26 protein-coding genes and 1 tRNA gene are annotated in these 24,820 nt (G+C 57.1%); 18 read left to right on the top strand and 9 right to left on the bottom strand.

The window, feature by feature from the left end; all coding sequences use genetic code 11:
- Window positions 1-23: 23 nt before the first annotated feature.
- Window positions 24-1,178 carry an aromatic ring-hydroxylating oxygenase subunit alpha gene (locus AC2FFE_RS11565; protein ID WP_496820745.1) on the bottom strand — a complete coding sequence of 385 codons (1,155 nt, stop codon included), beginning with the start codon at window positions 1,176-1,178 and terminating at the stop codon, window positions 24-26.
- A 96-nt stretch (window positions 1,179-1,274) separates the two neighbouring features.
- Complete coding sequence (locus tag AC2FFE_RS11560; protein WP_496820746.1) at window positions 1,275-2,180, bottom strand: LysR substrate-binding domain-containing protein; 906 nt, start codon at window positions 2,178-2,180, stop codon at window positions 1,275-1,277.
- A gap of 468 nt (window positions 2,181-2,648) precedes the next feature.
- Between AC2FFE_RS11560 and AC2FFE_RS11555 the strand changes: the two genes are divergently transcribed.
- The 4 genes from AC2FFE_RS11555 (at window position 2,649) to AC2FFE_RS11540 (ending at window position 7,769) form a co-directional block, all read left to right on the top strand.
- The gene (locus AC2FFE_RS11555; protein WP_496820747.1) at window positions 2,649-4,475 is read left to right on the top strand and encodes a BCCT family transporter; all 1,827 of its coding nucleotides are present in this window, start codon (window positions 2,649-2,651) and stop codon (window positions 4,473-4,475) included.
- Window positions 4,476-4,624: 149 nt separating this feature from the next.
- The gene (locus tag AC2FFE_RS11550) at window positions 4,625-6,166 is read left to right on the top strand and encodes a trimethylamine methyltransferase family protein (protein WP_496820748.1); all 1,542 of its coding nucleotides are present in this window, start codon (window positions 4,625-4,627) and stop codon (window positions 6,164-6,166) included.
- A gap of 140 nt (window positions 6,167-6,306) precedes the next feature.
- Complete coding sequence (locus tag AC2FFE_RS11545; RefSeq protein WP_496846698.1) at window positions 6,307-7,038, top strand: SDR family NAD(P)-dependent oxidoreductase; 732 nt, start codon at window positions 6,307-6,309, stop codon at window positions 7,036-7,038.
- Window positions 7,035-7,769, top strand: coding sequence for an SDR family NAD(P)-dependent oxidoreductase (locus AC2FFE_RS11540; protein ID WP_496846697.1), 735 nt, complete (start codon window positions 7,035-7,037; stop codon window positions 7,767-7,769). The genes AC2FFE_RS11545 and AC2FFE_RS11540 overlap by 4 nt, the downstream gene beginning before the upstream one ends.
- A gap of 4 nt (window positions 7,770-7,773) precedes the next feature.
- Here AC2FFE_RS11540 and AC2FFE_RS11535 read toward each other — a convergent pair whose 3' ends face one another.
- The 4 genes from AC2FFE_RS11535 to AC2FFE_RS11520 all read right to left on the bottom strand — a co-directional run bounded on the left by AC2FFE_RS11535 (window position 7,774) and on the right by AC2FFE_RS11520 (window position 12,246).
- The gene (locus AC2FFE_RS11535) at window positions 7,774-9,033 is read right to left on the bottom strand and encodes an NAD(P)/FAD-dependent oxidoreductase (RefSeq protein WP_496846696.1); all 1,260 of its coding nucleotides are present in this window, start codon (window positions 9,031-9,033) and stop codon (window positions 7,774-7,776) included.
- A 77-nt stretch (window positions 9,034-9,110) separates the two neighbouring features.
- The gene (locus AC2FFE_RS11530) at window positions 9,111-10,607 is read right to left on the bottom strand and encodes an aldehyde dehydrogenase (protein WP_496846695.1); all 1,497 of its coding nucleotides are present in this window, start codon (window positions 10,605-10,607) and stop codon (window positions 9,111-9,113) included.
- A gap of 3 nt (window positions 10,608-10,610) precedes the next feature.
- Window positions 10,611-11,528: a dihydrodipicolinate synthase family protein gene (locus tag AC2FFE_RS11525; RefSeq protein WP_496846694.1), complete on the bottom strand. Its 918-nt coding sequence runs from the start codon at window positions 11,526-11,528 to the stop codon at window positions 10,611-10,613.
- 7 nt (window positions 11,529-11,535) lie between these two features.
- On the bottom strand, window positions 11,536-12,246 hold the full coding sequence (locus AC2FFE_RS11520) for a GntR family transcriptional regulator (protein WP_480828197.1): 711 nt from the start codon (window positions 12,244-12,246) through the stop codon (window positions 11,536-11,538).
- A gap of 153 nt (window positions 12,247-12,399) precedes the next feature.
- On the opposite strand from AC2FFE_RS11520, the gene AC2FFE_RS11515 reads away from it, so the two are divergent.
- The 5 genes from AC2FFE_RS11515 (at window position 12,400) to AC2FFE_RS11495 (ending at window position 17,868) form a co-directional block, all read left to right on the top strand.
- Complete coding sequence (locus tag AC2FFE_RS11515; protein WP_496820754.1) at window positions 12,400-13,350, top strand: GlxA family transcriptional regulator; 951 nt, start codon at window positions 12,400-12,402, stop codon at window positions 13,348-13,350.
- 390 nt (window positions 13,351-13,740) lie between these two features.
- On the top strand, window positions 13,741-14,718 hold the full coding sequence (locus AC2FFE_RS11510) for a glycosyltransferase family 2 protein (protein ID WP_496820755.1): 978 nt from the start codon (window positions 13,741-13,743) through the stop codon (window positions 14,716-14,718).
- Window positions 14,702-16,237: a hypothetical protein gene (locus tag AC2FFE_RS11505; RefSeq protein WP_496820757.1), complete on the top strand. Its 1,536-nt coding sequence runs from the start codon at window positions 14,702-14,704 to the stop codon at window positions 16,235-16,237. The genes AC2FFE_RS11510 and AC2FFE_RS11505 overlap by 17 nt, the downstream gene beginning before the upstream one ends.
- A 7-nt stretch (window positions 16,238-16,244) precedes the next feature.
- Entirely contained in the window at window positions 16,245-16,970 is a 726-nt protein-coding gene (locus AC2FFE_RS11500) for a class I SAM-dependent methyltransferase (protein ID WP_496820758.1), read from the top strand.
- A 4-nt stretch (window positions 16,971-16,974) separates the two neighbouring features.
- Window positions 16,975-17,868 (top strand): hypothetical protein, encoded by an 894-nt coding sequence (locus tag AC2FFE_RS11495; RefSeq protein WP_496820759.1) that lies wholly within the window; start codon window positions 16,975-16,977, stop codon window positions 17,866-17,868.
- Between the two features lie 53 nt (window positions 17,869-17,921).
- Here the strand turns inward: AC2FFE_RS11495 and AC2FFE_RS11490 are convergent.
- Window positions 17,922-17,996: transfer RNA gene (locus AC2FFE_RS11490), tRNA-Thr, on the bottom strand.
- 83 nt (window positions 17,997-18,079) lie between these two features.
- On the opposite strand from AC2FFE_RS11490, the gene AC2FFE_RS11485 reads away from it, so the two are divergent.
- The 9 genes from AC2FFE_RS11485 to AC2FFE_RS11445 all read left to right on the top strand — a co-directional run bounded on the left by AC2FFE_RS11485 (window position 18,080) and on the right by AC2FFE_RS11445 (window position 23,878).
- A complete protein-coding gene (locus tag AC2FFE_RS11485) occupies window positions 18,080-18,235 on the top strand; it encodes a hypothetical protein (protein ID WP_353010619.1) in 156 nt (51 codons plus the stop codon).
- 6 nt (window positions 18,236-18,241) lie between these two features.
- Window positions 18,242-19,510, top strand: a complete 1,269-nt coding sequence (gene murA / locus AC2FFE_RS11480) for a UDP-N-acetylglucosamine 1-carboxyvinyltransferase (RefSeq protein WP_496820918.1) — start codon at window positions 18,242-18,244, stop codon at window positions 19,508-19,510.
- On the top strand, window positions 19,507-19,983 hold the full coding sequence (locus AC2FFE_RS11475) for a DUF2948 family protein (protein ID WP_496820919.1): 477 nt from the start codon (window positions 19,507-19,509) through the stop codon (window positions 19,981-19,983). Before murA ends, AC2FFE_RS11475 begins: the two co-directional genes overlap by 4 nt.
- Window positions 19,984-20,071: 88 nt before the next feature.
- The gene (locus AC2FFE_RS11470; protein ID WP_496846771.1) at window positions 20,072-20,500 is read left to right on the top strand and encodes a GNAT family N-acetyltransferase; all 429 of its coding nucleotides are present in this window, start codon (window positions 20,072-20,074) and stop codon (window positions 20,498-20,500) included.
- Window positions 20,501-20,553: 53 nt separating this feature from the next.
- On the top strand, window positions 20,554-21,855 hold the full coding sequence (gene hisD / locus AC2FFE_RS11465) for a histidinol dehydrogenase (protein ID WP_496846693.1): 1,302 nt from the start codon (window positions 20,554-20,556) through the stop codon (window positions 21,853-21,855).
- A gap of 99 nt (window positions 21,856-21,954) precedes the next feature.
- Window positions 21,955-22,434: a UPF0262 family protein gene (locus tag AC2FFE_RS11460; RefSeq protein ID WP_496820924.1), complete on the top strand. Its 480-nt coding sequence runs from the start codon at window positions 21,955-21,957 to the stop codon at window positions 22,432-22,434.
- Between the two features lie 3 nt (window positions 22,435-22,437).
- Window positions 22,438-22,890: an arsenate-mycothiol transferase ArsC gene (locus AC2FFE_RS11455; protein WP_170536457.1), complete on the top strand. Its 453-nt coding sequence runs from the start codon at window positions 22,438-22,440 to the stop codon at window positions 22,888-22,890.
- A 3-nt stretch (window positions 22,891-22,893) separates the two neighbouring features.
- The gene (locus AC2FFE_RS11450; protein ID WP_496846692.1) at window positions 22,894-23,292 is read left to right on the top strand and encodes a ketosteroid isomerase-related protein; all 399 of its coding nucleotides are present in this window, start codon (window positions 22,894-22,896) and stop codon (window positions 23,290-23,292) included.
- Window positions 23,285-23,878 (top strand): GNAT family N-acetyltransferase, encoded by a 594-nt coding sequence (locus AC2FFE_RS11445; protein ID WP_496846691.1) that lies wholly within the window; start codon window positions 23,285-23,287, stop codon window positions 23,876-23,878. The genes AC2FFE_RS11450 and AC2FFE_RS11445 overlap by 8 nt, the downstream gene beginning before the upstream one ends.
- Before the next feature lie 73 nt (window positions 23,879-23,951).
- Here AC2FFE_RS11445 and AC2FFE_RS11440 read toward each other — a convergent pair whose 3' ends face one another.
- Together AC2FFE_RS11440 and AC2FFE_RS11435 are read right to left on the bottom strand one after the other, a co-directional pair.
- Window positions 23,952-24,272: an FAD-dependent oxidoreductase gene (locus tag AC2FFE_RS11440; RefSeq protein WP_496846770.1), complete on the bottom strand. Its 321-nt coding sequence runs from the start codon at window positions 24,270-24,272 to the stop codon at window positions 23,952-23,954.
- Window positions 24,260-24,739: an FAD-dependent oxidoreductase gene (locus AC2FFE_RS11435; RefSeq protein WP_496846690.1), complete on the bottom strand. Its 480-nt coding sequence runs from the start codon at window positions 24,737-24,739 to the stop codon at window positions 24,260-24,262. Before AC2FFE_RS11435 ends, AC2FFE_RS11440 begins: the two co-directional genes overlap by 13 nt.
- Window positions 24,740-24,820: the final 81 nt, after the last annotated feature.

Raw genomic sequence — 24,820 nt, 5'->3', positions numbered from 1 at the left:
CAGCTCCATGTGCGATTTCGAGACTATTCGGAGCGTCCATTCTCTATCTGTGTCGCGACCCAATGGTGGAAGTTATGCGTTGGGCCATCCATCGCGGGCGAGAACCGGCCGCCGTCAAACAGCATACCATGTCGGCCTTTTTGCATGCCTTCGACGACAAAAACATCTTCTTCGAAAACGGTTTTCCACAATTGTGCGTTCGAGGCACGCAGCCCGTCATGTTCGGGCGTCTCGCTTTCGCTTTTGGCATAGTAGAGCTCGATATGCTCGACAGTATTGCCCTGATCGACTGGTTCCAGGATGATTGCAAAGCTATGATCGCGCTGAACGCCCAGCAAGACGTTCGGATAAAGCGCGATGTATTCCGCGCCTTCATTCCATTTGTCGCTGAGATCCGGAAAATCGGGCATTGTTGCGCCGTCCTGATCGGTCAATTGCCGATAGACCAATGTGCCCTGACCCGAATAATGCCCGCGCTTTTCGATATTGTAGTGATCTTCCAGCCGGGAATAGCTGTTGAGCCCCGGATGGACCCACGGCAGGTGGTAGCTTTCGCAATAGTTTTCGACCGCCAGCTTCCAGTTGGTTTTGACCTCAAGCTTGAAAGAGGACTCATCGCCGCCATGGAACAGTGGAGTTTCGAACTCCTTCCAGCGCTCCAGCAACTCCCGATGCGCATCCTCAAAGGCCGGGGCATTGCCGTCGACATTCACAAAGATCACATCGCGCCAGACATGCGAACGAATACGCACCAGCCCAAGGTCTTCGTTTTTGACGTCTTGATGTTTGTTCTGACCGGGGCCGCCAACATGGGGTGTCGCGCGCAACTCGCCCTTCAGGCTGTAGCACCAGCTGTGATAGGGACAGCGAATGGCGCCGCCAATTTTTTTGGGCGCATCCACAAGGATCATCCCGCGGTGGCGGCAGGTGTTTTGAAATACTCCAATCTCGCCATCACGGTCGCGGACGATCAGCAAGGGCATACCCAGGAAATCCACTGGTTTTGCATCTCCGGCTTCAGGGACATCCTTGCCAAATCCGATGCCGGACCAGTTTGCGTAAAGAACGGATTGCCGCTCCTCGGCGAAAACGCCGGGGTCGACGTAATGTTCGTTTGGCAGACCGTTGGCAGTGTTCACATCGGCCAGAACCGATGAAAGCGGGCCATGTTTATTCATCAGGCTCTCCTGCGACTGAATTGCATTGCAAACCCTATTGGCGGAGAGAATGGGGTTTCCTCAATATCAGAAAACCTCATCACAGGTTGAGTTGAATTAAACCGTTCCTTCGCGCACCTCTTGAATGATCCAATCTTTGAGCGCGCGGGCGTTGTCGGACAGCTCATCATCTGGCCGCCCGACAAGATAAAACTGATTTGGGGCAGTCAAGTAATGCGAACCGATGGGAACCAGTTTGCCTGACTGCAACATGGGTTGAATCAACCGCTGCCACCCCAAAACCAGACCTGCCCCCTTGCGGGCCAGTTGCAAAGCCACCGAATAGCTATTGACCCTCGCCTCGGATGTCAGCCGTTCCTCGTAGCCCAGTTCGCGGAACCAATCTGGCCATGTGGTCCAGCTGTTGTCTTCGGAATCGAGATGTATCAGGCGTTGGGCTGCAATATCCTTTAACCCTGTTCGGTTCAGGCGCTCGGCCAATTCCGGGCTGCCGACCGGGATCAGGTTGTCACGATACAGTGAGGTGTGGTCCAGGCTGGGGTCTCCGTCGCGCCCGTAGCGGATAAAGAAATCCAGGTCAGGGCGATCCCGAAAGGGCCTGTCTTGCGAGATCTGGTCGACGCTGATCTCGGGCGCGTCCCGCCAGAATCGGATCACCGATGGGGACAGCCAAAGGGCTGCAACGGCAGTGGTCGAGCCCACGGTCACTTTTCCGCCAAGTGAGCGATCCCGTATGGTAGACAGGGTCTTTGAGATACGGGCGAATGAGGTCGACAGCGCCTGGTACAGGGCTTTGCCATCGTCGGTCAGATCGACGCTGCGGTGTTTGCGCTGAAACAGCGGTGCCTCCAGATACCCTTCGAGCGCTTTGATCTGGTGGCTGACGGCTCCGGGCGTTACCGAAAGCTCCTCGGCGGCGTTTTTGAAGCTGAGGTGGCGCGCCGCGGCCTCGAACGCCGCAAGGGTGGTCAGGGGCGGCAGTTTATAGTGGCGTCGGGACATTGCGGGACCTGGCTGATTACGGATTAGTCTTGTTCGCGTGACTATGAAAATTTTTGCCATTGAAAGAAAGCAATTGATGCATGGACAATGCTGCAAATTACCAGAGCCGCGATCCATGGGTCGTCTACACCTTCTAAAAGGTCGGTTTTGGTGCGACAATTTGGCAAGGGGCGCTTTAGGCAGACAGATGAACTTGGATCACGATCGGCAGGAAATGCAAAAATTCACCTGCCGAAACTGTGGGCCGCTCCACCAAGGACCTGCAACATGCGGGTCTGAATTGTCGCAATTGCGAATCAATGGGCAGTCGGGCCTGGTGGGCAAATTCAAGGAAAACAAGAATTGTATGCGCGTCTGAACACACGGCTTTGGAAGCAGTAAGCAAACGATAACATCAAGAATAATGAGAGGGCATCGCATCTGCGGCAGCTCTCCGCCCCCCTCGCATCGACAACACGGAGGAGAGATATGTCGGTACCTGAACCATTCACGGATCTTGAGATAGAAACGGCAGATGCCGGTTTCTATGAAAATTACAGCGTACCGATTGCGCTGATCAGTAAGGGCATCATGGTGGCCCTTGTGCTGTGGGCGCTGGTTTGGCCTGCGAATGCCAACAGCACTTTGGGCAGCTGGAACGGTCGCTTGCTGGAAAGCTTCAATAGTTTTTATGTGATTATTGTTGGTCTGTTCTTCTTCTTTCTGGCGATCGTCGCCATTATCCCTTCAACCGGTAAGCGGGTCATGGGTACGCCGGGTGAGAAGCCCGAGTTCTCAAATTTCTCCTGGTTCTCGATGATGTTTGGGGCCGGTTTGGGTGTCGGGCTGATGGTTTTTGCCACGGCTGAACCGCTGGGCCTGTGGGGATCGAACCCAGTTGTTGTCTCGGGCGCGGTCGAGGGTAACAGCCCCGAAGCGCTGCAGTCGGCTTATCGCTTTACCTACCTTCATTATGGTTTCCATGCCTGGGCCATTTACGTGGTGACGGGTCTGTCGCTGGCATACTACGCCTATACGCGCAACATGCCGTTGACGATCCGCGCCGCACTGACCCCTTTGTTTGGTCGTTTGATGAACGGCTTTCTGGGGCATGTCGTTGACGTTCTGGGCGTCGTGGCAACCATCCTGGGCGTCTCGGTGACCATTGGTTTCGGGGTCAGCCAGTTCATCGATGGTTTGTACGCCATCACGGGTATGCAGTGGATTATGGACCTGAGCGGAGATGTTCCAGCGCCCAGCAAAGTTGGTCTGATATCGGGTCTGCTGGTTATCATGAGCCTGTCGATCATCTCAGCTGTGTCTGGTGTCGGGCGCGGGGTTAAGTACCTGTCGAACCTCAATCTGGTTCTGTCGATCATCCTGCTGGGGACATTCGTAGTGTTTGGTTCATTCGTCTTTGCGATGACAACCTATGGCACAGCGATGGTGGACTACATCATTCACTTCCTGTCACTTAGCTTTGGCGCCTATAGTCCGATGTCCGCGGATGCCTTTGCCGCTGGTCTGCCGGAAGCGGCGAAACCGTTGGCAGGTGATCTGATGGCTGGTGCGACCAATGCCTGGGGCAGCTTTGATGGTTTCAAGGATGGTCTGACAGGTGCAGCCGCCGAGCTGGATGCCGACACTCTGTCTGCCGTCTATGCCGCTGGTGAACAGGGCCGTCAGTTCGGCTGGCAATCGGGTTGGACCACGTTCTACTGGGCCTGGTGGATTGCGTTCTCGCCCTTCGTGGGCCTGTTCCTGGCGCGTATCTCCAAGGGCCGTTCGGTGCGTGAGTTCATCTTGGGTTGTGTCTTCGCACCGGCGCTGGTGTGCTTTGCATGGATGACTGTTCTGGGCGGCACAGCGATTGATCTGGAACTGGCAGGTGCAGCGGAAGGCGCGATCATCGGCGCATCGAACACCAACAAGCTGTTCGTGACGCTGTCTTACATGATCGATGGTGGGCTGCTATCCATGCTGAACGTCATGTGCGTGATCCTGATCATGACGTTCCTGGTAACCTCGGCGGACTCGGGCATTCTGGTGATGAACACCATCATGTCGGGTGGCAGCCAGGAAACCGGGATCAAGCATCGTATCATCTGGGGTGTTATCCTGACGGCCGTAATCGGTGCGCTGATCCTGGCCGCAGGCGACAACAATCCGATGGATGCTTTGCGTAATGCAATGATCATCGGTGCACTTCCATTCACCATGGTGATGGGGCTGATGTGCATCTCGCTGGCGAAGGCGCTGTTCCGTGACGGACAACGCGACAAACGTGAAGCCGCAAGCGCGCAGGCCGCTGAATAAGCTTAAAGCCTGATATGCAAAACCAGAGCGCCGCCCCTTTGGGCGGCGTTCTTCGTGTCGCTTCCTGCAATCACATATCGCAATCAGAGAGGTAATCCCCGGTCGAGCCCGCCAAAGTAAGCAGGAAGAAGGAGGATTGCCCCGTGAACATGCGTACAACAACACGCGCGGGTGGACGTTCGGCCCGCCGCGCCATGCGTACCGCTCCAAATTTTGAGATGCTGCCGGGTCTGACCCGTGGCATCCCGCTGTGCGAGGTGATGGACGGAAGCCAGGTTGAACGCATCGACAATGCTTCGATGGACATCCTCGAAAACGTCGGCGTGCAGTTCCGCGACCCAATAGCGTTGGAGGACTGGAAGCGGGCAGGGGCCAAGGTCGAGGGTGAGTTGGTCTATCTGGATCGCGGCCTGGTGCGCGAATTGATCACGACGATCCCATCGGACTTCACATATCACGCGCGCGATCCGAAAAAGAACGTGCGGTTGGGGGGGAAGCATTCAATCTTTGTGCCGATGACCGGCGCACCTTTCCTGCGCGATCTGGACGATGTGCGCAGAAACCCCATGCTGGACGATCTGGCGATGTTTCACAAACTCAGCCACATGATGCCCGCACTGCATTCGTCGGCCCATCACATCGTAGAGCCTTATGATCATCCGATCAGCCAGCGGCATCTGCGCATCACCTATTCGTCGATGAAACACTCGGACAAGACGTTCATGGGCATGACGACCAGCCCCAAGAACGCGGAGGATGTCATGGAGATGTGCGCGATCCTGTTTGGTGAGGACTTCCTTGAGGATCACCCTGTCACCACCGGCAATTGTAACGGCAACTCACCATTGGTTTGGGATGAAACCATGCTGGGGGCGATGCGTGCGTTCTGCCGCCGCAATCAGCCCGTACTATGCTCTCCGTTCGTGTTGGGTGGGGCCAACACGCCAGCTTCCGTTCCCGCCACCGTCGCGCAGTTGAATGCCGAAGCACTGAGCGCGCTGGCCTATACGCAGGTGATCCGCAAAGGGGCTCCCGCGATCTATGGTCATTACCTGTCGACGGTTTCGATGAAATCCGGCGCGCCGATGGCGGGCACGCCAGAGATTAGCCTGATGAACTTCATGATCGGCCAGATGGCGCGATATTACGCGGTACCTTGGCGCACCTCGAACACGCTGGGCGGGGCCAAGACCTTTGATGCGCAGGCTGGCTATGAATCGGCCACGACGCTAGGGGCGGTTATGCATGCCGGGGCCAACTACATCTGGCACAGTGCAGGGTGGAACGAGGCCGGGATGCACTGCTCAGTCGCCAAATTCATTGTCGATGCGGAACAATGTGCGATGGCTTATCGCATGGCGGAAGGGCCAAAATGGGGCGATTTCGACGAAGCATTGGCTGCGGTTCCCGATGTTGGTCCAGGGGGACATTATCTGGGTCATCCGCACACGCAGGACAATTTCCAGACGGCTTTCTTCATGCCTGAGATGTTTGACAACAACTCGATCGAACAATGGGTGGCCGAAGGCGAGGTTGAGGTTACCGAACGTGCCTTGAATCACGCGCGCAAGTTGCTGGCCGAGTATCAGGAACCAACACTCGATATCGCCAAGAATGAAGAGTTGTTGGATTACATCGCACGGCGCGAGCGAGAGATCCCGGCAGCGGATGAGCTGAATCAGAGTTATTAAGTAAACTCCCCGACCTGGCCCGCCGCATATTGGCGGGCCTTTTTTCGATCAGGTCCTGGAGGTAGATCTGAGGCTTGCAGACACTGTCAAAGACCGGAAAGGCCAAAGGTTGAACTCGGCCCGATGCATTGGATGAAAATATGGAACTAAGTGGAAAATCGGCCCTTGTAACCGGTGCGGCAGGTGGGATCGGCACGGCCTTGGTGCAGCGTTTGCGCGGCGCGGGCGCACGTGTTGCCGTGGCAGATCGCAACGTGGATGGGATCGATGCCGAGGCACATCTGCCGGGGGATCTTTTGGCCCCTGACTATGTGGACGATCTGCCAAATGCCGCCGCCTCGGCCTTAGGTGGTTTGGACATCGTCATAAACAATGCCGGTGTCATCACGCGCGGCTCGGTGACCGAGACGTCAGACAATGATTGGTCTTTGTCGCTGGGCGTGAATGTCGAGGCCCCGTTTCGCATCTGCCGCGCCGCGATCCCGATCCTGGCCAAAGCAGGGGGCGGAGCTATCGTCAACACGGCCTCTTGCTGGGGTTTGCGCCCGGGCCCCAACCACGCGGTCTATTGCATGACCAAGGCGGCGATCGCCTCCCTGACCCAATGCATGGGGATGGATCACGCGCATCAGGGCATTCGCATCAATGCGGTTTGTCCGAATGAGGTGAATACGCCCATGTTGCGTTCGGGTTTTGAAAAACGCGGGTTTGATCCGGTTACAGCGGTCACCGAACTGGGGCAAACCGTACCACTGGGTCGGATTGCCGAGCCCGAAGACATTGCCGATGTCGTAATGTTCCTTGTCTCGGATGCGTCACGTTATGTGTGCGGCACGTTGGTCGAAGTGAACGGAGGCAAGCCTGTTACATGATGCGATTTGAAGGTAAAACTGCGTTGGTTACAGGCGGTCGCAGCGGGATTGGTCGCGCTGTCGCGATACGGCTGCAACAAGAAGGCGCGCACGTTTTTACGGCGCAACGCGGAACGGATGCTGATTTCGAAGGGATCACCGCGGATTTTATCGATCCTGATACGCCGCAGCGCGTGATTGACGCGGTCATCGCCAAGGCCGGGCGTCTGGACGTTCTGGTCAATAATGCAGGCATGATGCAAGAGGCGTCGGTTGAAGAGATGAGCTTGCATGACTGGCAGCGCACGCTGACTGTCAATCTGACGGCACCTTTCATGTTGATCAAAGCCGCGCTGCCGCATCTGCGCAAAACACAAGGCTCGATTGTGAATATCGGATCGATTGAGGGGCTGGGCAGCAACCCGGGCCATGCCGCCTATTGTGCATCAAAGGCAGGGTTGCATGGTTTGACCCGCGCGGTGGCCGTCGATCACGGGGCCGACGGCATTCGATGCAACGCAATAGCGCCGGGTTGGATCGATACCGATCTGAATCTGGACTATATTGACTCGATGCCTGAGCCGAATGCGTTTCGTAGCAACATAGGCGGTATTCATCCGGTCGGTCGCACAGGCCAGCCCGAAGAGGTTGCGGCCTTGGTTGCGTTTCTGGCGTCAGACGATGCGTCTTTTGTTACCGGGCAGGTATACACAGTGGACGGGGGGCGTATGGCCAAGCTGAGCCTGCCTTGACGGGTTACTCTTTGCCAGAGCGCCACTCTTTCCACTTCAGGTAGCTGTTTGCGCCAATAGACGCAAAGGGTTCTGGCGGTAGGCGTGTGGGCATGGGCTGTGCGGTGAAATGATCGGCGATTTCGGATTGGCCCTGAAGAATGAGTTCCGCCACGCCCATGCCCTGCAACGTCCCGCGTGCGATGCCCAGCCCGTTCTGACAGCAGGCCGAATAGATGCCGCTTTCAATCTCTCCAAACGCAGCGGATCCGTTCCGGCTGAGGCACAACATCCCGGCCCAACGATGCTCCATCTGCAGATCGGGCAGGTGCGGGAACCGTTCGCGGAACTTGCGATCATGCACCTGGCCAGCCTTGAGTAGCCGCGCCTCAGATGTTTCAAGGTCGGGATGAAAGCTGGAGCAGGTGCGGATCAGAATACGGTCGCCAGAGCTACCAGAGATGCGCCTGACTGATGTACCCATGGGATTGGCAGGGGTCACAGACCAGCGCAACTGCCCGCCAAGCGATTTGATCTGTTCAGGTGTCATAGGTTCGGTCAGCGATGCATAAAGACAGATATGCATCAGGCGCCGCGCGTAGAATCCGAAGCTTTCGAGATGGCCATTATTCGCCAGAATGATGCTGCCGGTGGCGACTTTTGCCTTGGGCGTCTGAACAAGCCACCCGTTGCCTTGCTTCTCGAACGCAGTGACCGGAGTGCGTTCGAACATCCGCACCTGTTCCGACATCCGCTCGCCCAAAGCGCGCACATAAGCTGCGGGCTGGATCATCACGGTTCCAGGTGCATAGAGCGCTGAGGTGTAATGAGGGCTGCCGGTGATCTCGCTGATCTGATGGCGGTCATACAGCGTATGCGGCTCGCCCAGCTTTTTTAGGTGCGCGGCGAACTCCAGGTTATGGGCGTCACCGGCGGGTGTTGCGGCTGCATTGAACTTGCCACATGGATCAAAGGCTTCCTGCGGCAGATCGCATTCAGTGGCGACATGGGTCGCAAAGGCGATGGCTTTGCGGTTCAGCGCAATGGCCGCGCGATCCGATTCCAGCGCATCGCCGGCATAGTTATCCGAAGCCAGATCATGCGGCAGGTCGATCATGAACCCCGAATTGCGCCCAGCGGAGCCTTCGGCAAACAGGCCAGCCTCAAGCAGGACAATCCTGAGTGACGGGTCGATCTGATGCAGGCGCCGTGCAGCGCTGAGACCCGCGAAGCCGCCACCAACAATGGTGACATCGGCGCTCAGGCCCTCGCTGAGCGCTGGCAAAGCTGTCCGAGCGGGCAGAATAGCGTTCCATCCTGCTGGGCCTGTTTGCCGAGGGAGTCGTTTGGCCTGGAACCGAGTCAATCCACGGCCTCGTCCGCATCATCCGCCAGATCAATCCAGATGGTCTTTAGTTGGGTGTACTGATCATGCGCATGGACCGAGTTGTCACGCCCACCAAAGCCCGACTGTTTGTAACCGCCAAACGGGGTCGAGATGTCACCTTCGCCAAAACTGTTCACGGTAACCGTACCCGCACGGATTGCTCGTGCGCCGCGAATGGCGCGTTTGGCGTTGGCCGTGAAGATAGAGGCGCAAAGGCCATAGTCGGTGTCGTTGGCGATCTTGATGGCTTCGTCAAAGCCGGACACTTCGATCACGGACAGGATGGGACCAAAGATTTCTTCGCGCGCCAGGGTGGCATCGTTTCCGGCAACCTCGACCACTGTGGCCTCGACAAAGCCATCTGCAGCCTTGCCACCGATCGCCACATTCTCGGCCTGATCCAGATACCCGCAAACCTTGGTGTAGTGCCCTTCGCTGACCAACGCCCCCATGCGGGTTTCCGGGTCCAGCGGGTCGCCAGTATTCCACTGTTTGGCATGATGCGCGATGCGTTCCAGCAGTTCCGCTTTCACGTCCTTGTGCACGATCAGACGGGACGAGGCCGAGCAGTTTTCGCCCATGTTCCAGAACGCGCCGTTCACCACATGGGCCGCCACGCGGTCGAGGTTTTCGGCGTCGTCCATCACGATCGCGGGGTTCTTGCCACCCATCTCAAGCACCACCTCTTTGGCGTTGCTTTCGGCCGAATAGGTCAGGAACCGTTTGCCCGTCACGGTCGAGCCGGTGAAGGAGACCATGTCGATATCCATGTGCCGCCCGATGGGTTCTCCGACCTCTGCGCCACCTCCTGGAACGATGTTCAGAACGCCGCGCGGAAGACCCGCTTCCATCGCCAGTTCGGCCAGTCGCAGGGCCGTCAGCGTTGTTTCAGTTGCTGGTTTCACCACTACCGAACAGCCTGCCGCCAAAGCGGGTCCGATCTTCCACGCCAGCATCAGCAAGGGGAAGTTCCAAGGCAGCACCAGCCCCACAACGCCAATCGGTTCCCGCACCACCATTGCGATGTGATCGTCGCTGGCTGGCGAGACCTGATCGTAGATCTTGTCAATCGCCTCGGCATGCCATTTCAGGCAATGGATTGTCTCGGGCACGTCCACGGTTTCGCAGTCAAAGATGGTCTTGCCGCTGTCGATGCTTTCCAGCACCGCCAGTTCCCGCGCATGGCGGGTCATCAGTTTGCAGAGCCGGATCAGCACATCCTTGCGGTCGGACGGGTGTAGCTTCGACCAGCGCCCATCATCAAATGCCTCACGCGCCTTTTCGACGGCAAAGTCCACATCCGCCGCACCGCAGGCGGCGATATCGGTCAGCTTGTCGCCGGTTGCCGGGTTTGCCGTCTCAAACATATTGCCCGAGATTGAGGGCCGAAACGCACCATCAATGAAGGCTCCGGTGGGCAGGGTCAGACCTGCAGCGATGGATTTGTATTCGTCCAGTGTCAGCAGTTCCATGCCTTAACCCTCCGCCACAATATCTGCGATTTTCTTTTTCAATACCCGCGTCACCTGTTCCAGCGCGCGTTTGTCGTCTTTGTTCAGGCCCTTCAGCGGAGGCCGCATTCTGCCTGCGTCGATCCCGTTCATGGTGACGCCGTGTTTGATAGTTTGGATGAACTTGCCACCTTGTTCCAGCACCCGCATCAACGGCATCATGGCCGACATGATCCGGCGGCCCTTGGCAAAGTTGCCTTCGATTACACAGGCTTGATACAGCGCAACATGTTCCGTAGGCAGAAAGTTAGACCCGCCGCAGACCCAGAAGGGTGCGCCCCAGGCGAAGAACTCCAGTGCCTGATCATCCATGCCGCAGCCCAGCTGGATATGCGGATAATCCCGCGCCAGCAGATGCACCCGGTTGATATCGCCTGAGCTTTCTTTGATGCCGCAAAAATTCCGACTGCGCCCAACGCGGTCCAGAAACTCTTCGCCCATCATCGTGCCGGTCCGATGGGGATAGTTGTACAGCATCACCGGCAAGTCAGCGGCCTTGTCGATGGCCAGAGCATTGAGCGCATTTTCACGATCTGTGGGCACCGAGTAGGGAGGGCTGGCCAACAAAATAGCATCAGCGCCGATTTCGCGCGCACCCGTCGCCAAAGCTATTGAGTCCGGCGTCAGCATCGCACCGGTCCCAACGACCAGCGGCACACGACCTTTCAGTCGGTCATGCGTAAACCGCGCAAGCTCCAGCCGTTCCTCAACGGTTTGCGCATAGTTTTCGCCAGTCGAACCGCCTGAGATCAGGCCATGTACGCCATGTTCGATCAGGTATTCGATCACTTGCGTCAGCGCGTCCCAATTTACATTGCCATCGTCGTGATAGGGTGTGACCACCGGGGTATAAATCCCCTCAAACTTGAAAATCGGGTTCATTCGGTCCTCATGCGGGTTTCGAAAGCGGGGACAGGCCCAATGGCACATCCAATGCGTCTGGCATCACGAACAGTTCGATCTGATCGCGGGATAGGTTCCAGTGCTCGTCGGCCAGCTGCGCAGCAGCCGCCTCATCGCCTGCCTCGATGGCGGCGATGATGGCGTCATGCTGGGTGCTGGCTTCCGATAGGTTTTCGGACATTTTTGCGGTTTGTGGCCTATAGAACGTCATCCCGATCCGGGCGTGATCAATCAACAGCCTGTTGAAGGACGGCAGCAGGTAGACGTTCCCCGACATCTCTCCGGTCAATTCATGAAAACGATTGTTGGCGAGTGCGCGATCCGCTGCCGAACCAGTGCGTAGGGCTGATTTGAAGGCCAGCTGTGCCGTTTTCAGGTCTTCGATTTGGGCAGGCGTTGCATTGCTGGCCGCCAATCGCAACACCGCGCCATAAATCATGGGGGCGGCCAGAAAGAAGTCGCGCAAGGTGGTATAGGACATCTCGGACACCCGCGCGCTGCGATTGGTGCGCAGCTCTAGATAGCCTTCGCCCCCCAATTGCCTGAATACTTCGCGCAAAGGGGTTCTGGACAGGCCAAATTCATCGGACAGAAGCGCCTCATCCAGGTCCGTGCCGGGCTGTAGGCGCAATGTCAGGATCGAGACTTTCAAATGCTCCATCAACTCGGTTTTGCGAGATTTGGGATCGTCTTTCATCTGACCTCCGTGACTTAGAAGTATTCGAATCAGGGACTTCACACCTCAGATGTGTATGCGTAAAAAATACAACTTGTATACAGTAAAAAATAATGCAGCATGAACCATCGGTGACAAATCCGGCCGGAATCGGCCTTTCGAGTGGAAGCCCCAATGCGCCAGACGCGGCATATTACCTTTATTTTGGTCGAGGAGTTTTCCCACCTCGCGTTTTCATGCGCGGTGGAGCCGCTGCGCATCGCGAATTGGGTCAGTGAAGAGCAGCTGTATGATTGGTCTATGATTTCCGAAGACGGCGAGCGCGCGGTCTGTTCAAATGGGCTGGTCACGTTGGTTCATGGCGGTCTGGAAGACCTACCCAAAACTGACCAACTGTTTGTTTTGTCAGGTATTCACATGCGCAATCACGTCACGCGGTCTTTGCTGGCAACACTTAGGCGCGAACGTGCGCAGGGCACACCCATTGGCGCTTTGTGTTCGGGCGCTTGGGTGTTGGCCAAGGCGGGGTTTCTGGACGGGATGCAAGCCGCGATTCACTGGGAATATCACGATGCGTTTATGGAGGCCTTTCCCGAGGTCAATTTGGTGCGCAGTGTTTTTGTTGCGGATGAGAAGCATATCACCGCTTCGGGGGGGACCGCGACCGCTGATCTGCTGCTGCATCTGATCGAACGTGACCATGGTGCCGAACTGGCCGTCGCGGTGGCAGATCAGATGGTTTACAATGCGGTGCGCAATGCGACCGCGAAGCAACGCGTTTCGCTGCAATCGCGCAATGGCATGCGCAACGCCCATTTAGCCAAGTCTATCGAGATCATGCGCGACAGTATCGAAACGCCAGTGTCGCCGTCTGAGATTGCGGAGAGGCTGGGAATCTCAACTCGTCAGCTGGAGCGTTTGTTCGGCAAATACCTGAATAGCTCCCCCAAGAAGTATTTGATGGAGATGCGACTGGAGCGTGCACAGAAGCTGCTATTGCAGACCGAAGCCTCGATCACCGAGGTCGCGTTTGCCTGCGGATTTGAAAATCCGGGCCATTTCTCGCGCGTGTACAGGTCAAGCTTTGGTGTGACACCGCATTCTCAGAGAAACAAATTGGATTAGTCGTCACCGCGATGCGGTGGGGTGAGCATAATGGTCGCAAAAATGGGGACGCAATATGCCCACCCCCTTGGCCGACCATGAACCCCCTCGTTAAAATCTGACTAGTAAACTGATCGATCGGATAAGGCTGAACTACACAGCGAAACTGGCAGAACTATTACAATATCATGACAGTTTTGGGCGTGATTGTGACACAATGATTAATTTGTTGCCCTCTTTGTTAACGTAGCCTGTACTGCGCAGACTTGGCTAGGGTCTTTGTGTCATGAGCAGTGCAATCAGGTCGCAGTTGGGTTCCGGCTTCTCGGGCTGATGGTGACAACTCAGAGAAAATAGACAACACTCGCCAAGCGATCGCAGAATGTCGTGTCGGGCAGGTAGAGTGAACAAATGACGCTAAAGGCGCTTCCTAAGCTTGTGGTTCAGATCCCGTGTCTGAACGAAGAAGAAACCTTACCTGCCGTTATTCGCGACATCCCGCGCGACATCCCCGGTGTGGGCAAGGTCGAGCTCCAGGTGATTGATGACGGATCAACGGATCGCACCAGCGAGATTGCAAAAGAACTTGGAGTTGAGCATGTCGTGCGTAACCGCGGCAACAAAGGGCTTGCCCGTTCGTTTCAGATCGGGATCGACAATGCCTTGGCTCAGGGGGCGGACATCATCGTTAACACAGATGGTGACAACCAATATTCCGGCGCATCCATCCCCGATCTGATTGCACCCATTCTGGCCGGGAAGGCTGACGTGGTCGTTGGAGATCGGAAGCCTGGCCAAAACCAATCGTTCTCGCCCGTTAAGCGAATATTGCAACGGGTTGGCAGCCGCGTTGTTTCGGGCTTTGCGGGGCTTGAGGTCAACGATGCCGTTTCAGGGTTTCGCGCTTATTCGCGTGATGCGGCGTTGCATATCAACGTCATGACAAAGTTCAGCTATACAACCGAAACACTTATCCATGCCGGACAAACTGGCCTGAGCGTTGTGACGGTGCCGGTCGAGGTCAATCAGGTCGAACGACCTTCGCGTCTGTTCAAATCCATGCGGTCCTTCATTTCGCGCCAGATGGGGACCATCTTGCGCAGCTATGTCATGTACCGCCCGCTCAAGGCCTTTGCCACAATCGGGCTGGTGCTGCTGCTGATCGGGATCATTCCGATCGCGCGGTTCGTCTTTTTCTATCTGATGGGGGATGGCGACGGTAAAGTTCAGTCGCTTGTCCTGGGCGGTGCGTTTGTGGTGATGGGTTATTTTACGATCATCATCGCAATCCTGTCGGAAACGATTGCTACCAACCGGCGCTTGCTTGAGGCGACCTTGCGCCGGGTTCGCGAGTTGGAACAAAGGGCGGAGCATGCAGATCGTGCATAACGCTTCGCAATCGGGATTTGTGGCATTTTGGGCGAGCAGACCGTTTGCGGCTGTTGCCCTTATCGGATCAGCCTACCTTGCGGTTTTGTGCTGGCTTGCGCCGGGCCTTTACCCTGATCCGTTTTTTGGGGGCGCAATCTACGATGGTTACTATCACGCCATCCTGAACGGGCATTTCGATTTACCGCCCCGGCTTCTGCGGTTCGAAGGGCACTATACACCCGACGCTGAAGGCTATCTCTATCATGGTACAGGACCCTTACTGCTGCGCTTTTTGCTGGGCTGGGTTTGGCCGTTTGAAACGGCTTCGATGACAGGGTTTGCGATCTGGTTTTGGACCGTACTTGGAACCCTAGGCTATCAGTTAGCACTGAAAGACCTGATTGCTCAAACCGCGACACAGATGCAAAGGGGCGCGCAAGGTTGGGCAGTCTTTTTTGCAGCGGCTTTGTGGGTTTGCGGGCCTGCGACCCTACTTGTCGTCAATCAATCACTCTATCACGAACCTATCGCGCTGGCATATGGCGCGGCGGGTGCCTTTGTTGCGGTTTGGGTGCGCTTTGGTCAAGACAAACTGCATCCCCTGCTGGCGTTTTCGGTATTGGCTTTGTGTGCCGCTATCACGGTACATGCCCGCCCAAATCTGGCGATCGGACTGTATCTGGCACTAACCGCCCTATGCGGTTGGTGCGTGATTAAACACGGTGTGAAAATGCTGCTACCCGCGTTGCTCGCAGGTGCAATCCTGGGGGCAGGGGGGCTGCTCTATCTGGGTTTGAACACGCTCAGGTTCGGCGGGGCCGCTGAGGTCCATGGCTCGTTCGAGGCAAGCGAAACTCAATATGGCACGGTCTTCTGGGGGATAGAGCCTCAAGATTCCCCGCGTGCACGGGCCTTTACCGAACATGGCCGATTTAATGTTCAGCGTATTCCGCCAAATACAGGATTGTATGTGCTTGACCTGCCTGCTCTGGAACTGACGCACCGGCCGTCGATGTCGATGTACAACCTATTCAAACGGGCGACCGAAGATCGTCTGGGTTATATCAGGGTCGAAGGGCCACGTTACGGGCTTTTGTGGCTTTGGTTGATTTGGGTCGGGTTCGCAGCCATCGGTTTGACGCAGGTCAGGCGCGCAGAGCATCTGGTGCTGGCGGCCGGATTGTTGATTGGGGCTTTGGTGACGCTGTCTTATGGGACAATCACGCTGCGATACCGCTTTGATCTGTGGCCACTGATTGCATTCCTGAGCTTTCTGGGGATATCCCGCGTTTTGGCGGGTTTTTCGAATGATCAACGGTCGGGTCGCTTTAAGCGACTGGTCACCGCAGGGGCGCTGATTGGAACGACAGCCACAGCCATGGCCGCGTTTCAATACACGGCTATGTTTCGGGAGGCTGAGGGCAGCTTCTTCGCACCCTGGAGCGACAGCTACTGCACCGGTTTGGCTGAACGCGCAGGGTTGCCGTTTGATCAGATGCCCATGATCTGTCGGGCACCGACCGAGTTGAAGGGATAAGTTTGGGATGCGTCTGATCAAATCCATCTATGTCAGCCTGTTGCGCATCTTGGCTGCGCTGGCCCGAGCAACGGGACTCGCAGGATTTCTGGAGCGGCGTCGCGACAAAGGGCGTGGCTGGCATTGGATGTCCAGCCTGTTCGCTATCTACGACATCGACGCGATGGTCGGCCTTGACGTGCCATGGTGGACTTATGACGCAATCGAGCAAGTGGATGCGTTCTTGTCTTCGCGCCCCGTACGCGTTTTCGAATACGGTTCTGGTGCCAGTACCGTCTGGCTGGCACGCCGAGCCGCCTCTGTGACCAGCGTCGAACATGACGTGCCTTGGCACAAGGCCGTCACTGCCAAACTGCCGACGATCGGAGGTTTGTGTTCAACCCAGGTCAAGCTGGTTGAGGCAAGCAGTGATGTACCCGCCGATGCCGTGTATTTCTCAGAAAAGGCCAGTGGCCCCCAGGCAAATTTCACTGCCTATGCCAACGCAATAGATGAGGAAGATGGCCTATTTGATCTGATCGTCGTGGATGGCCGCGCCCGCCCGGCTTGCCTGAAACATGCAATCCCCAAGCTGGCACCGGATGGGATCATCGTGTTCGACAATTCACATCGTGCGCGCTACCGCAAATTGATCGATGAGTGCGAGTTGTCAGAAACGAGGCTGCGCGGGTTGGTTCCAACCCTGCCTTACCCGGATCAGACCTCGATCCTGCGCGCCAAACCGGCGGGCTAGGCGGATGCCGATCACGCATCTGCTTAAGAACGAGGTGCTGCGCCGAAGGCTGGCGCGAGGGCTTGGCCTGCTGATCTTGGCGCTGTCCGTCATTTTCATCAGCCGGGAAGTTGCGCGCAATTGGGAGGCGCTGACGAGCTTCGATGCACCCGAGGGGTTCTTTATGCGCTGCATGGCGATGGTTGCTATCTATTCAGCCTTGCTGTTGATGCTGGCAGAGATGTGGCACCGCATCGTACAACTGTTCGGCTCCGAGCCGCGCCGCCGGACTTATCGGTCGTTCACCCTGTCTCAAATCGCGCGCTACGTTCCCGGCAATGTTGTCCACCTTTTGGGGCGCGCCGTCTTACTGCGCGGTGGGGCGTTGAGCGACAAACAGCTGGCCATGGCGACGTTGGTTGAACTGATTTGCCTGCCCGTTGCTGCTTTGACGATCCTGGCGGTTGGCGTTTGGTTCGTGCCATCTGGCATCCTGCCTTTCGATTCCATCAACCCTGTTTGGCTTGTTCTGGTGATGTCAGCCATTGTTGTGCTGGCCTTGACTTGCGGCTTTCTCGCCATCAAACAGGAGCTCACCCTCCCTGCTTTGCTGACTATCATGTCTTTGGCGATTGTCTTCCTTCTGGGTCTTAGCGGCATTGCCGCCTGGATCCTGAGCACGATCGACCATGTGCCAATAGGTTTTGCGATGTTCGCAGGCGTTGTTTCTTGGCTGATCGGCTATGCAACACCTGGCGCGCCAGGCGGTCTGGGTCCTCGCGAGGCCGCGTTCGTAGCCTTCCTAACCAGCGTAACGACGCCTGGGTCGGCGTTAATCGCCGCTGCTGTTTTTCGACTTATTACGGTAGCCGGAGATGTTGTGTGCTTTGGGATCGGGGGCGCGGTGTTTCGGCGTTAGAAATGGGTATTTGGACACCCCATTCGATACTTTTGAATTACCGTGCAGCGGGATGGTGCTGCTGGAGAGAATTGAACTCTCGACCTCTCCCTTACCAAGGGAGTGCTCTACCTCTGAGCTACAGCAGCATCGTGGGCGGGTGATTAGACTCAAACGAAACGCGGCGCAAGGGTATCTGGACGGTTTTTTTCGCCTCCTGTAGAGAAAGACCATGGCAGAGAAAAATGCACAAAAAAATCACGGCAAATCCGGGAATGCGCGTGAAGAACGCCTGAAGGCTGCGCTAAAGGCAAACATGGCGCGGCGTAAGGCGCAGGCTAAGGCGCGGGCCGCTTCCGGAAACAAAGCCGACAAAGACGAGGGATAAGAGCAGATGGATTCGATTCTGGTAACGGGCAACGGCCCGCTGAATGGGCAAATCCCGATCGCGGGGGCGAAAAATGCGTGTCTGACGCTGATGCCGGCCACGCTTCTCAGCGAAGAACCGCTGACGCTGACCAATGCGCCGCGGCTGAGCGATATAAAGACCATGACCGCCCTTCTGCAATCACTGGGGGCCGAGGTGTCTTCGTTGCAGGACGGGCAGGTGATCGCGATGTCGAGCCACAGCCTGACCAGCCAGACAGCCGACTATGACATCGTGCGCAAGATGCGCGCGTCCAATCTGGTGCTGGGCCCGCTTTTGGCGCGGTTTGGACAAGCGGTTGTGTCCCTGCCGGGCGGATGCGCGATTGGTGCGCGCCCTATGGATCTGCATATCGAAGGGCTTGAGGCGCTGGGCGCTGAGATTGAGCTGAAAGACGGCTATTTACACGCCAAGGCCCCGGGCGGGCTGAAAGGCGCGGTGCATGAGATGCGCTTTGCCTCGGTCGGGGCGACCGAGAACATCGTCATGGCGGCAACACTGGCCAAAGGCACCACTGTTCTGAAGAACGCAGCGCGCGAGCCCGAGATTGTCGATCTGGTCGAATGCCTGCGCAAAATGGGCGCGCAGATTGCGGGTGAGGGGACGTCGACCATCGAAATTCAGGGCGTAGATCGGTTGCACGGTGCGACCCATCAGGTTGTGACTGACCGGATCGAACTGGGTACATATATGCTGGCCCCGGCCATCTGTGGTGGCGAGGTTGAATTGCTGGGCGGGCGTATGTCGCTGGTCGAATCATTCGCGGCCAAACTGGACGCGGCGGGTGTAAGCGTTGAAGAAACAGATAAGGGTCTGAAAGTTGCGCGTAAGAACGGGCGCGTAACGGCCGTGGATGTGGTTACCGAACCCTTCCCGGGCTTCCCGACGGACCTTCAGGCACAGATGATGGCGCTGATGTGCACTGCCGACGGAACCTCGGTGCTGGAAGAACGTATCTTCGAGAACCGCTTTATGCATGCGCCCGAACTGGTCCGCATGGGGGCTCAGATTGAAGTGCATGGTGGAACGGCGACCGTGACGGGCGTTGAGCGTTTGAAGGGCGCGCCCGTTATGGCGACAGACCTGCGCGCATCGGTTTCGCTGATCCTGGCAGGGCTTGCCGCCGAGGGTGAGACCACGGTAAGCCGTGTCTACCATCTGGATCGTGGCTATGAACATGTGGTGCGCAAGCTGGAAGGTGTGGGTGCCAAAATCGAACGGATCAAGGGCGAATGACTGACGCAAGTTTCGAAGACGGGCGCGAGGCCCCGCTGAACCTGGGGGCCGAGGATGCGGATGATCTGCAGGTCATCTCAACCCTGTCGCAAGACGCCGTGTTCCCGGTGACCGAAATAACATGGCAGCCGTCGCAACGGCGTTTCGGGCTTTTGCTGAACCGATTCCGCTGGGAAGATAAGGACGCAGCCACCCGCCGCGACCGCCCGTTCGAGCGTGTTCAGTCTGTACTTGTTTTTGATTCAGTGCTGTCCGTTTCCAGCCAGGGCATCGATCGCAATGACAAAGATATGATTTTGTCGCTGCTGTCCGTTGATTTTGAGCCCGGAGAGGATGGGTCCGGGCTGATCCTGCTGACATTGGCGGGGGATGGCGCAATCCGGCTGAAAGTTGAGGCGGTTGACGCCACGCTCAAAGACGTAACGCGTCCTTATCAGGCGCCCTCTGGTCAGGCTCCGCACCATCCAGAATAAACGCGGCATATCGCAGGCCTTCACGAACCCCGCCCAAAAACTGGTGCTGCGCCGTGCGACCGTGTTCGACGTGTTCCGGATGAGCCGGGTGTTGATCCGATCAATTACTCACCTGTGCGATGCGGACCACGGAAAAGACCCGCAGCTTCTGTCGCTCTGGACGGCCAACAAAGACCCGCAGAGCATTCGGGGCTGGATACAATCCGGGTCCGAGCTTTGGGTGGCGGAACTGGCTGGGCAGATCGCGGCTGTTGGTGGTGTTCGGATCGGGACGAAGATTTCTCTTCTTTATGTCGATCCGGATTACATCCGGCGCGGCATTGGGCGCGCTTTGCTCGCGCGGTTGGAGCAGGAACTGGAAGATCAAGGGTGTGTTCAGGCATCCTTGGAGGCCACGCATACCGCCCGCGCGTTTTATCTGCGATATGGCTGGGCGCAGGCTGGCGAGCCCGAAGAATGGCGTGGGATGACCCAATTCCCCATGCGCAAATCGTTGCACCCCGCCAAGAAGGGTTGAGACCTGCTGGCCCCGACGATATGTCCGCTTGGAACGTTTCGGAGTGCCAGATCATGCCCGTATTCCTCGATACCACATCGCCCGAGTTTGAAGCCGCCTTTCAAACTCTGCTGTCGGCCAAACGCGAAGACAGCCCCGATGTGGACGCTGTAGTGGCCGAAATCATCAATGATGTGCGGGCGCGTGGTGATGCAGCGGTCATTGAACTGACGGCCAAGTTCGACCGGTTGAACCTGACCCCAGATACGATGGCGTTCAGCACGGCTGAGATCGAGAATGCGGTAGAACAGGTTTCTGCCGTAGATCGAACTGCATTGGAACTGGCTGCTGCGCGTATTCGGACCTATCACGAAAGGCAGATGCCGGCGGATCAAAGCTGGACGGATGAAAGCGGTGCAACGCTGGGTTGGCGTTGGTCCGCGGTTTCCGCGGCCGGGCTATATGTACCCGGTGGGTTGGCATCTTACCCGTCATCCGTGCTGATGAACGCGATTCCGGCCAAGGTGGCCGGTGTGGAGCGGTTGGCGATCACGGTGCCCACGCCAGATGGGCAGGTCAATCCGCTTGTCCTGCTGGCTGCGCAATTGTCCGGTGTCGATGAAATCTACCGGATCGGTGGGGCCCAGGCCATCGCCGCGCTGGCCTACGGGACACAGACCATAGCAGCGGTGGATAAGATCACGGGCCCAGGCAACGCCTTTGTTGCAGCGGCCAAACGGCGCGTGTTCGGCAAGGTTGGCATCGATATGATTGCGGGACCTTCAGAGATTTTGGTGATCGCAGATAAGGACAACGATCCGGACTGGATCGCCCTCGATCTGCTCAGCCAGGCGGAACATGACGAAAGCGCTCAGTCGATCCTGATCACGGATGATGCCGCCTTTGGTCAGGCCGTCGCTCAGGCGGTTAAAAAACGACTGGAAACCTTGCAGCGGCGTGAGATCGCGGGGGCCAGTTGGCGGGATTTTGGGGCTGTTATTACCGTACGCGATTTGAATGAGGCTGCGGCCCTGTCAAACCGCATTGCGCCGGAACACCTTGAGCTTTGCGTGACAGACCCAGCGGCATTGAGTGAAAAGACCATCCATGCCGGCGCAATTTTTCTGGGGCAATACACGCCCGAAGCCATTGGCGACTATGTTGGTGGGCCCAACCATGTTCTGCCCACAGCACGCTCAGCGCGGTTCTCGTCGGGCCTGAGCGTGATGGACTTTCTCAAACGCACCACGCTCAGCCAGATGACGCCCGCAGCCTTGCGCGCCATCGGCCCGGCGGCTGAACAGCTTGCCCAATCGGAAAGCCTTGAGGCGCATGGGCTGTCTGTCAGCGCGCGTCTGAACCGAATGAATGGATGAGGTGACGCAAAGGCGCATTGAAAGCATAGCTTCGATGCGTTGCCGAACGATAAGGCTTGTTATAGGTCTGGGCAGACGACAAGGATTGTGACCGTAAAGATGACCCGTATTTCGCATATCGAACTGGATGACCGTAACCTGCCCCCGCCGACCCCAGAGATCGAGCAGGAGCGCAAGGTTGCCATCTACGATCTGCTGGAAGACAACAGCTTTGCGTTGCCCGCGCGCGACGACCGTACAGTTCCGGATGGGCCTTACCATCTGCAATTGTCGATCCGCGACAAGCGGCTGGTTTTTGATATCGCCACTGAAAGCAGCGAGAAAGCAGCCGAGTTCCACTTGTCGCTTGGGCCCTTTCGACAGGTGGTCAAAGACTACTTCCAGATCTGCGAAAGCTATTTCAACGCGGTGAAGACCTTGCCACCCAGCCAGATCGAAACGATCGACATGGCGCGCCGAGGTATCCACAACGAAGGCAGCCGCGTTTTGCAGGAACGGCTTGAGGGTAAGGCCGATGTGGACACCGATACCGCCCGCCGCCTGTTCACGCTGATCTGCGTGCTGCATTTCGGGGGGTAACGCGTGAAGCCTCTGCCGCAGTCGGTCCTGTTCTGTTGCGACCACAACTCGGTTCGGTCTCCGATGGCCGAAGGCATCATGAAGAAGTTCTATGGCACCGGCACATACGTGCAATCCGCTGGGGTCTACAATGATCTGGAAATCGACGGATTCTGTATCTCGGTCTGCCATGAGATCGACGTTGAGCTATCGCGCCATCGCTCGCGGTCGTTTGATGAGATGCAGGAGTGGGGTGATGACCTCAGTTCATTTGATCTGATTGTCGCGCTGTCGCCCGCAAGCCAGCGCAAAGCACTGGAACTAACGCGTGTTTTTCATCTGGATGTCGATTATTGGCCAATAATGGACCCTACCGGGATGGGTGAGACGCGCGAAACCAAGCTACACCACTACCGACAGACCCGCGACCAGATCATCAAACATCTGAAGGACCGCTGGGGCGAACCTACGGAGTGACCCATGAACCAGACCGTCAAAACCTATTTCGATGCCTTCAACGCCGGTGATGTCGATGGCATGCTGACTTGCCTGTCCGATGATGTGGCCCATCACGTGAACGAAGGCCAAATCCGTGTGGGCAAAGAAAAGTTTGCTGCGTTCTGCGCCCATATGAATCGCTGCTACAAGGAAAACCTGACCGACATCGTGGTGTTCGAGGCTGAAGGCGGCACCCGAGCGGCGGCGGAGTTCATCGTCAATGGCACTTATCTGGAAACTGACGAGGGGTTGCCGGATGCTCATGGTCAGACCTACCGCCTGCCCGCTGGGTCGTTCTTTGATCTGAAAGACGGGAAAATTACCCGAGTGACCACGTTCTATAACCTCGCAGATTGGACCAAACAGGTTTCGAATGGCTAAGGTCACTGCGGTTCGCGCCCTGACCGGAGCAGCGCTGGAGGCTGCTTTGGACGATGTGGCGTGTCTGCGGATCGAGGTATTTCGGGCATGGCCTTATCTGTATGACGGCGATTTGGAGTACGAGCGGTCGTATCTGCAGTCATACCGCGATAGCGCCAAGGCTATCGTAGTTGGCGCGTTTGATGGTGATCGTCTGATCGGGGCTTCGACCGGTGCGCCACTTGAGGACCACGCCGGCGATTTTGCGGCGGCCTTCGAGGGGACGGGGCTGGACCTGTCGCAGATCTTTTATTGCGCGGAATCTGTGCTTCTCGCGGACTATCGCGGGCAGGGCGTCGGCCATAAGTTCTTTGACTTGCGCGAAGCCCACGCCCGTGGCCTGGCTTTCACCAAATCCGCCTTTTGTGGGGTTCAACGCCCGGCAGATCACCCCATGCAACCGGTGCATTATCGACCGCTGGATGCTTTCTGGTATGCACGAGGATACGTACCTGTTCCGGGCGTCATCGCGCAGTTTTCTTGGAAGGATATCGGGCAAGAGAGCGAAACGCTGAAGCCGCTGCAGTTCTGGATGCGGGATTTTTAACCCTTCTGTTGATCCGGCAAAGAGCCACCCGGAAAACCCGGGCCAAAGTTTGCGAACCAGAAAAAACCGGCACCTAGGCGCTGTGGGCCAGCCGGTTGATACCCTGTTCGGTGAGCGACTTTGTAAGGAGATCGTTGGGGACCTCCTGAACGGCGATCCCATCGCGCACCGCAATCGCTGCGGCAGTCCCCGTTGCCTGCCCCATGGCAATGCACTGGGGCATGCCGCGTACCGAGGCAAAGGCTGATGGATCTGCAGACAGAATTCTTCCGGCAAACATCAGGTTGCTGATCTTTGCGGGGATCAAAGACCGGAACGGGATCGTGTAGTATTCGCCAGCCATGATCGCGGCATCATGCGTCATATCCCCTTCGGCGCGCATCACGTCATCAATCGGGTTGTCACAGGCAACGATCCCATCATTGAACTTGGTCGCTCGCGCAAGGTCTTCGCCCTTATTCTGTCACCTTCCATATTGGGTTTAATGGCAATGGCACCCAGCCTGATTTGTACACCCGCCTCTTCAAGCATCTCAAACATGGTGAGGGTCGCCAGGTCGTGGTCATACACAATTTCAGGGCCGAAGTTTTCCAAGGTACATGCGCGTTTTTCGGCGGCCGGTGGGTCCATTTCCACAAGGCGACAGGTCAATTCTTCGATCAGGCCGCCGATGATTTGATCCATCGGATAACCGCCACCCCAAGGCATGCCGGGACAAAATGCCATGACGCCACCGATCTTGGTGGTGGCTTCCAAGAGGGTAACCCGCAGCCCTTGACGCCCTGCAGCGACGGCTGCCCCAAAGCCAGCGGTTCCGCCACCAATGACGAGAACATCTGTAAGCTCTTGTTTTGCATTCATTTTGCGGACTTCCTTGGCTGAACCTGCTCAGGAACACTTGTCACGCAAGCTGACTACGTCAACTTGGTATGCGACGGCAGC

This window comes from Ruegeria sp. YTSA168 (genome assembly GCF_059610045.1).
This window is presented reverse-complemented; position numbering and strand designations above follow the sequence as displayed.

Bases quoted from the DNA above. Each gene is read 5' to 3' on its own strand.
- AC2FFE_RS11565 (WP_496820745.1), bottom strand. From the start codon at position 1,178: ATGAATAAACATGGCCCGCTTTCATCGGTTCTGGCCGATGTGAACACT.
- AC2FFE_RS11560 (WP_496820746.1), bottom strand. From the start codon at position 2,180: ATGTCCCGACGCCACTATAAACTGCCGCCCCTGACCACCCTTGCGGCG.
- AC2FFE_RS11555 (WP_496820747.1), top strand. From the start codon at position 2,649: ATGTCGGTACCTGAACCATTCACGGATCTTGAGATAGAAACGGCAGAT.
- AC2FFE_RS11550 (WP_496820748.1), top strand. From the start codon at position 4,625: ATGCGTACAACAACACGCGCGGGTGGACGTTCGGCCCGCCGCGCCATG.
- AC2FFE_RS11545 (WP_496846698.1), top strand. From the start codon at position 6,307: ATGGAACTAAGTGGAAAATCGGCCCTTGTAACCGGTGCGGCAGGTGGG.
- AC2FFE_RS11540 (WP_496846697.1), top strand. From the start codon at position 7,035: ATGATGCGATTTGAAGGTAAAACTGCGTTGGTTACAGGCGGTCGCAGC.
- AC2FFE_RS11530 (WP_496846695.1), bottom strand. From the start codon at position 10,607: ATGGAACTGCTGACACTGGACGAATACAAATCCATCGCTGCAGGTCTG.
- AC2FFE_RS11525 (WP_496846694.1), bottom strand. From the start codon at position 11,528: ATGAACCCGATTTTCAAGTTTGAGGGGATTTATACCCCGGTGGTCACA.
- AC2FFE_RS11520 (WP_480828197.1), bottom strand. From the start codon at position 12,246: ATGAAAGACGATCCCAAATCTCGCAAAACCGAGTTGATGGAGCATTTG.
- AC2FFE_RS11515 (WP_496820754.1), top strand. From the start codon at position 12,400: ATGCGCCAGACGCGGCATATTACCTTTATTTTGGTCGAGGAGTTTTCC.
- AC2FFE_RS11510 (WP_496820755.1), top strand. From the start codon at position 13,741: ATGACGCTAAAGGCGCTTCCTAAGCTTGTGGTTCAGATCCCGTGTCTG.
- AC2FFE_RS11505 (WP_496820757.1), top strand. From the start codon at position 14,702: ATGCAGATCGTGCATAACGCTTCGCAATCGGGATTTGTGGCATTTTGG.
- AC2FFE_RS11500 (WP_496820758.1), top strand. From the start codon at position 16,245: ATGCGTCTGATCAAATCCATCTATGTCAGCCTGTTGCGCATCTTGGCT.
- AC2FFE_RS11495 (WP_496820759.1), top strand. From the start codon at position 16,975: ATGCCGATCACGCATCTGCTTAAGAACGAGGTGCTGCGCCGAAGGCTG.
- AC2FFE_RS11485 (WP_353010619.1), top strand. From the start codon at position 18,080: ATGGCAGAGAAAAATGCACAAAAAAATCACGGCAAATCCGGGAATGCG.
- murA (WP_496820918.1), top strand. From the start codon at position 18,242: ATGGATTCGATTCTGGTAACGGGCAACGGCCCGCTGAATGGGCAAATC.
- AC2FFE_RS11475 (WP_496820919.1), top strand. From the start codon at position 19,507: ATGACTGACGCAAGTTTCGAAGACGGGCGCGAGGCCCCGCTGAACCTG.
- hisD (WP_496846693.1), top strand. From the start codon at position 20,554: ATGCCCGTATTCCTCGATACCACATCGCCCGAGTTTGAAGCCGCCTTT.
- AC2FFE_RS11460 (WP_496820924.1), top strand. From the start codon at position 21,955: ATGACCCGTATTTCGCATATCGAACTGGATGACCGTAACCTGCCCCCG.
- AC2FFE_RS11450 (WP_496846692.1), top strand. From the start codon at position 22,894: ATGAACCAGACCGTCAAAACCTATTTCGATGCCTTCAACGCCGGTGAT.
- AC2FFE_RS11445 (WP_496846691.1), top strand. From the start codon at position 23,285: ATGGCTAAGGTCACTGCGGTTCGCGCCCTGACCGGAGCAGCGCTGGAG.
- AC2FFE_RS11435 (WP_496846690.1), bottom strand. From the start codon at position 24,739: ATGAATGCAAAACAAGAGCTTACAGATGTTCTCGTCATTGGTGGCGGA.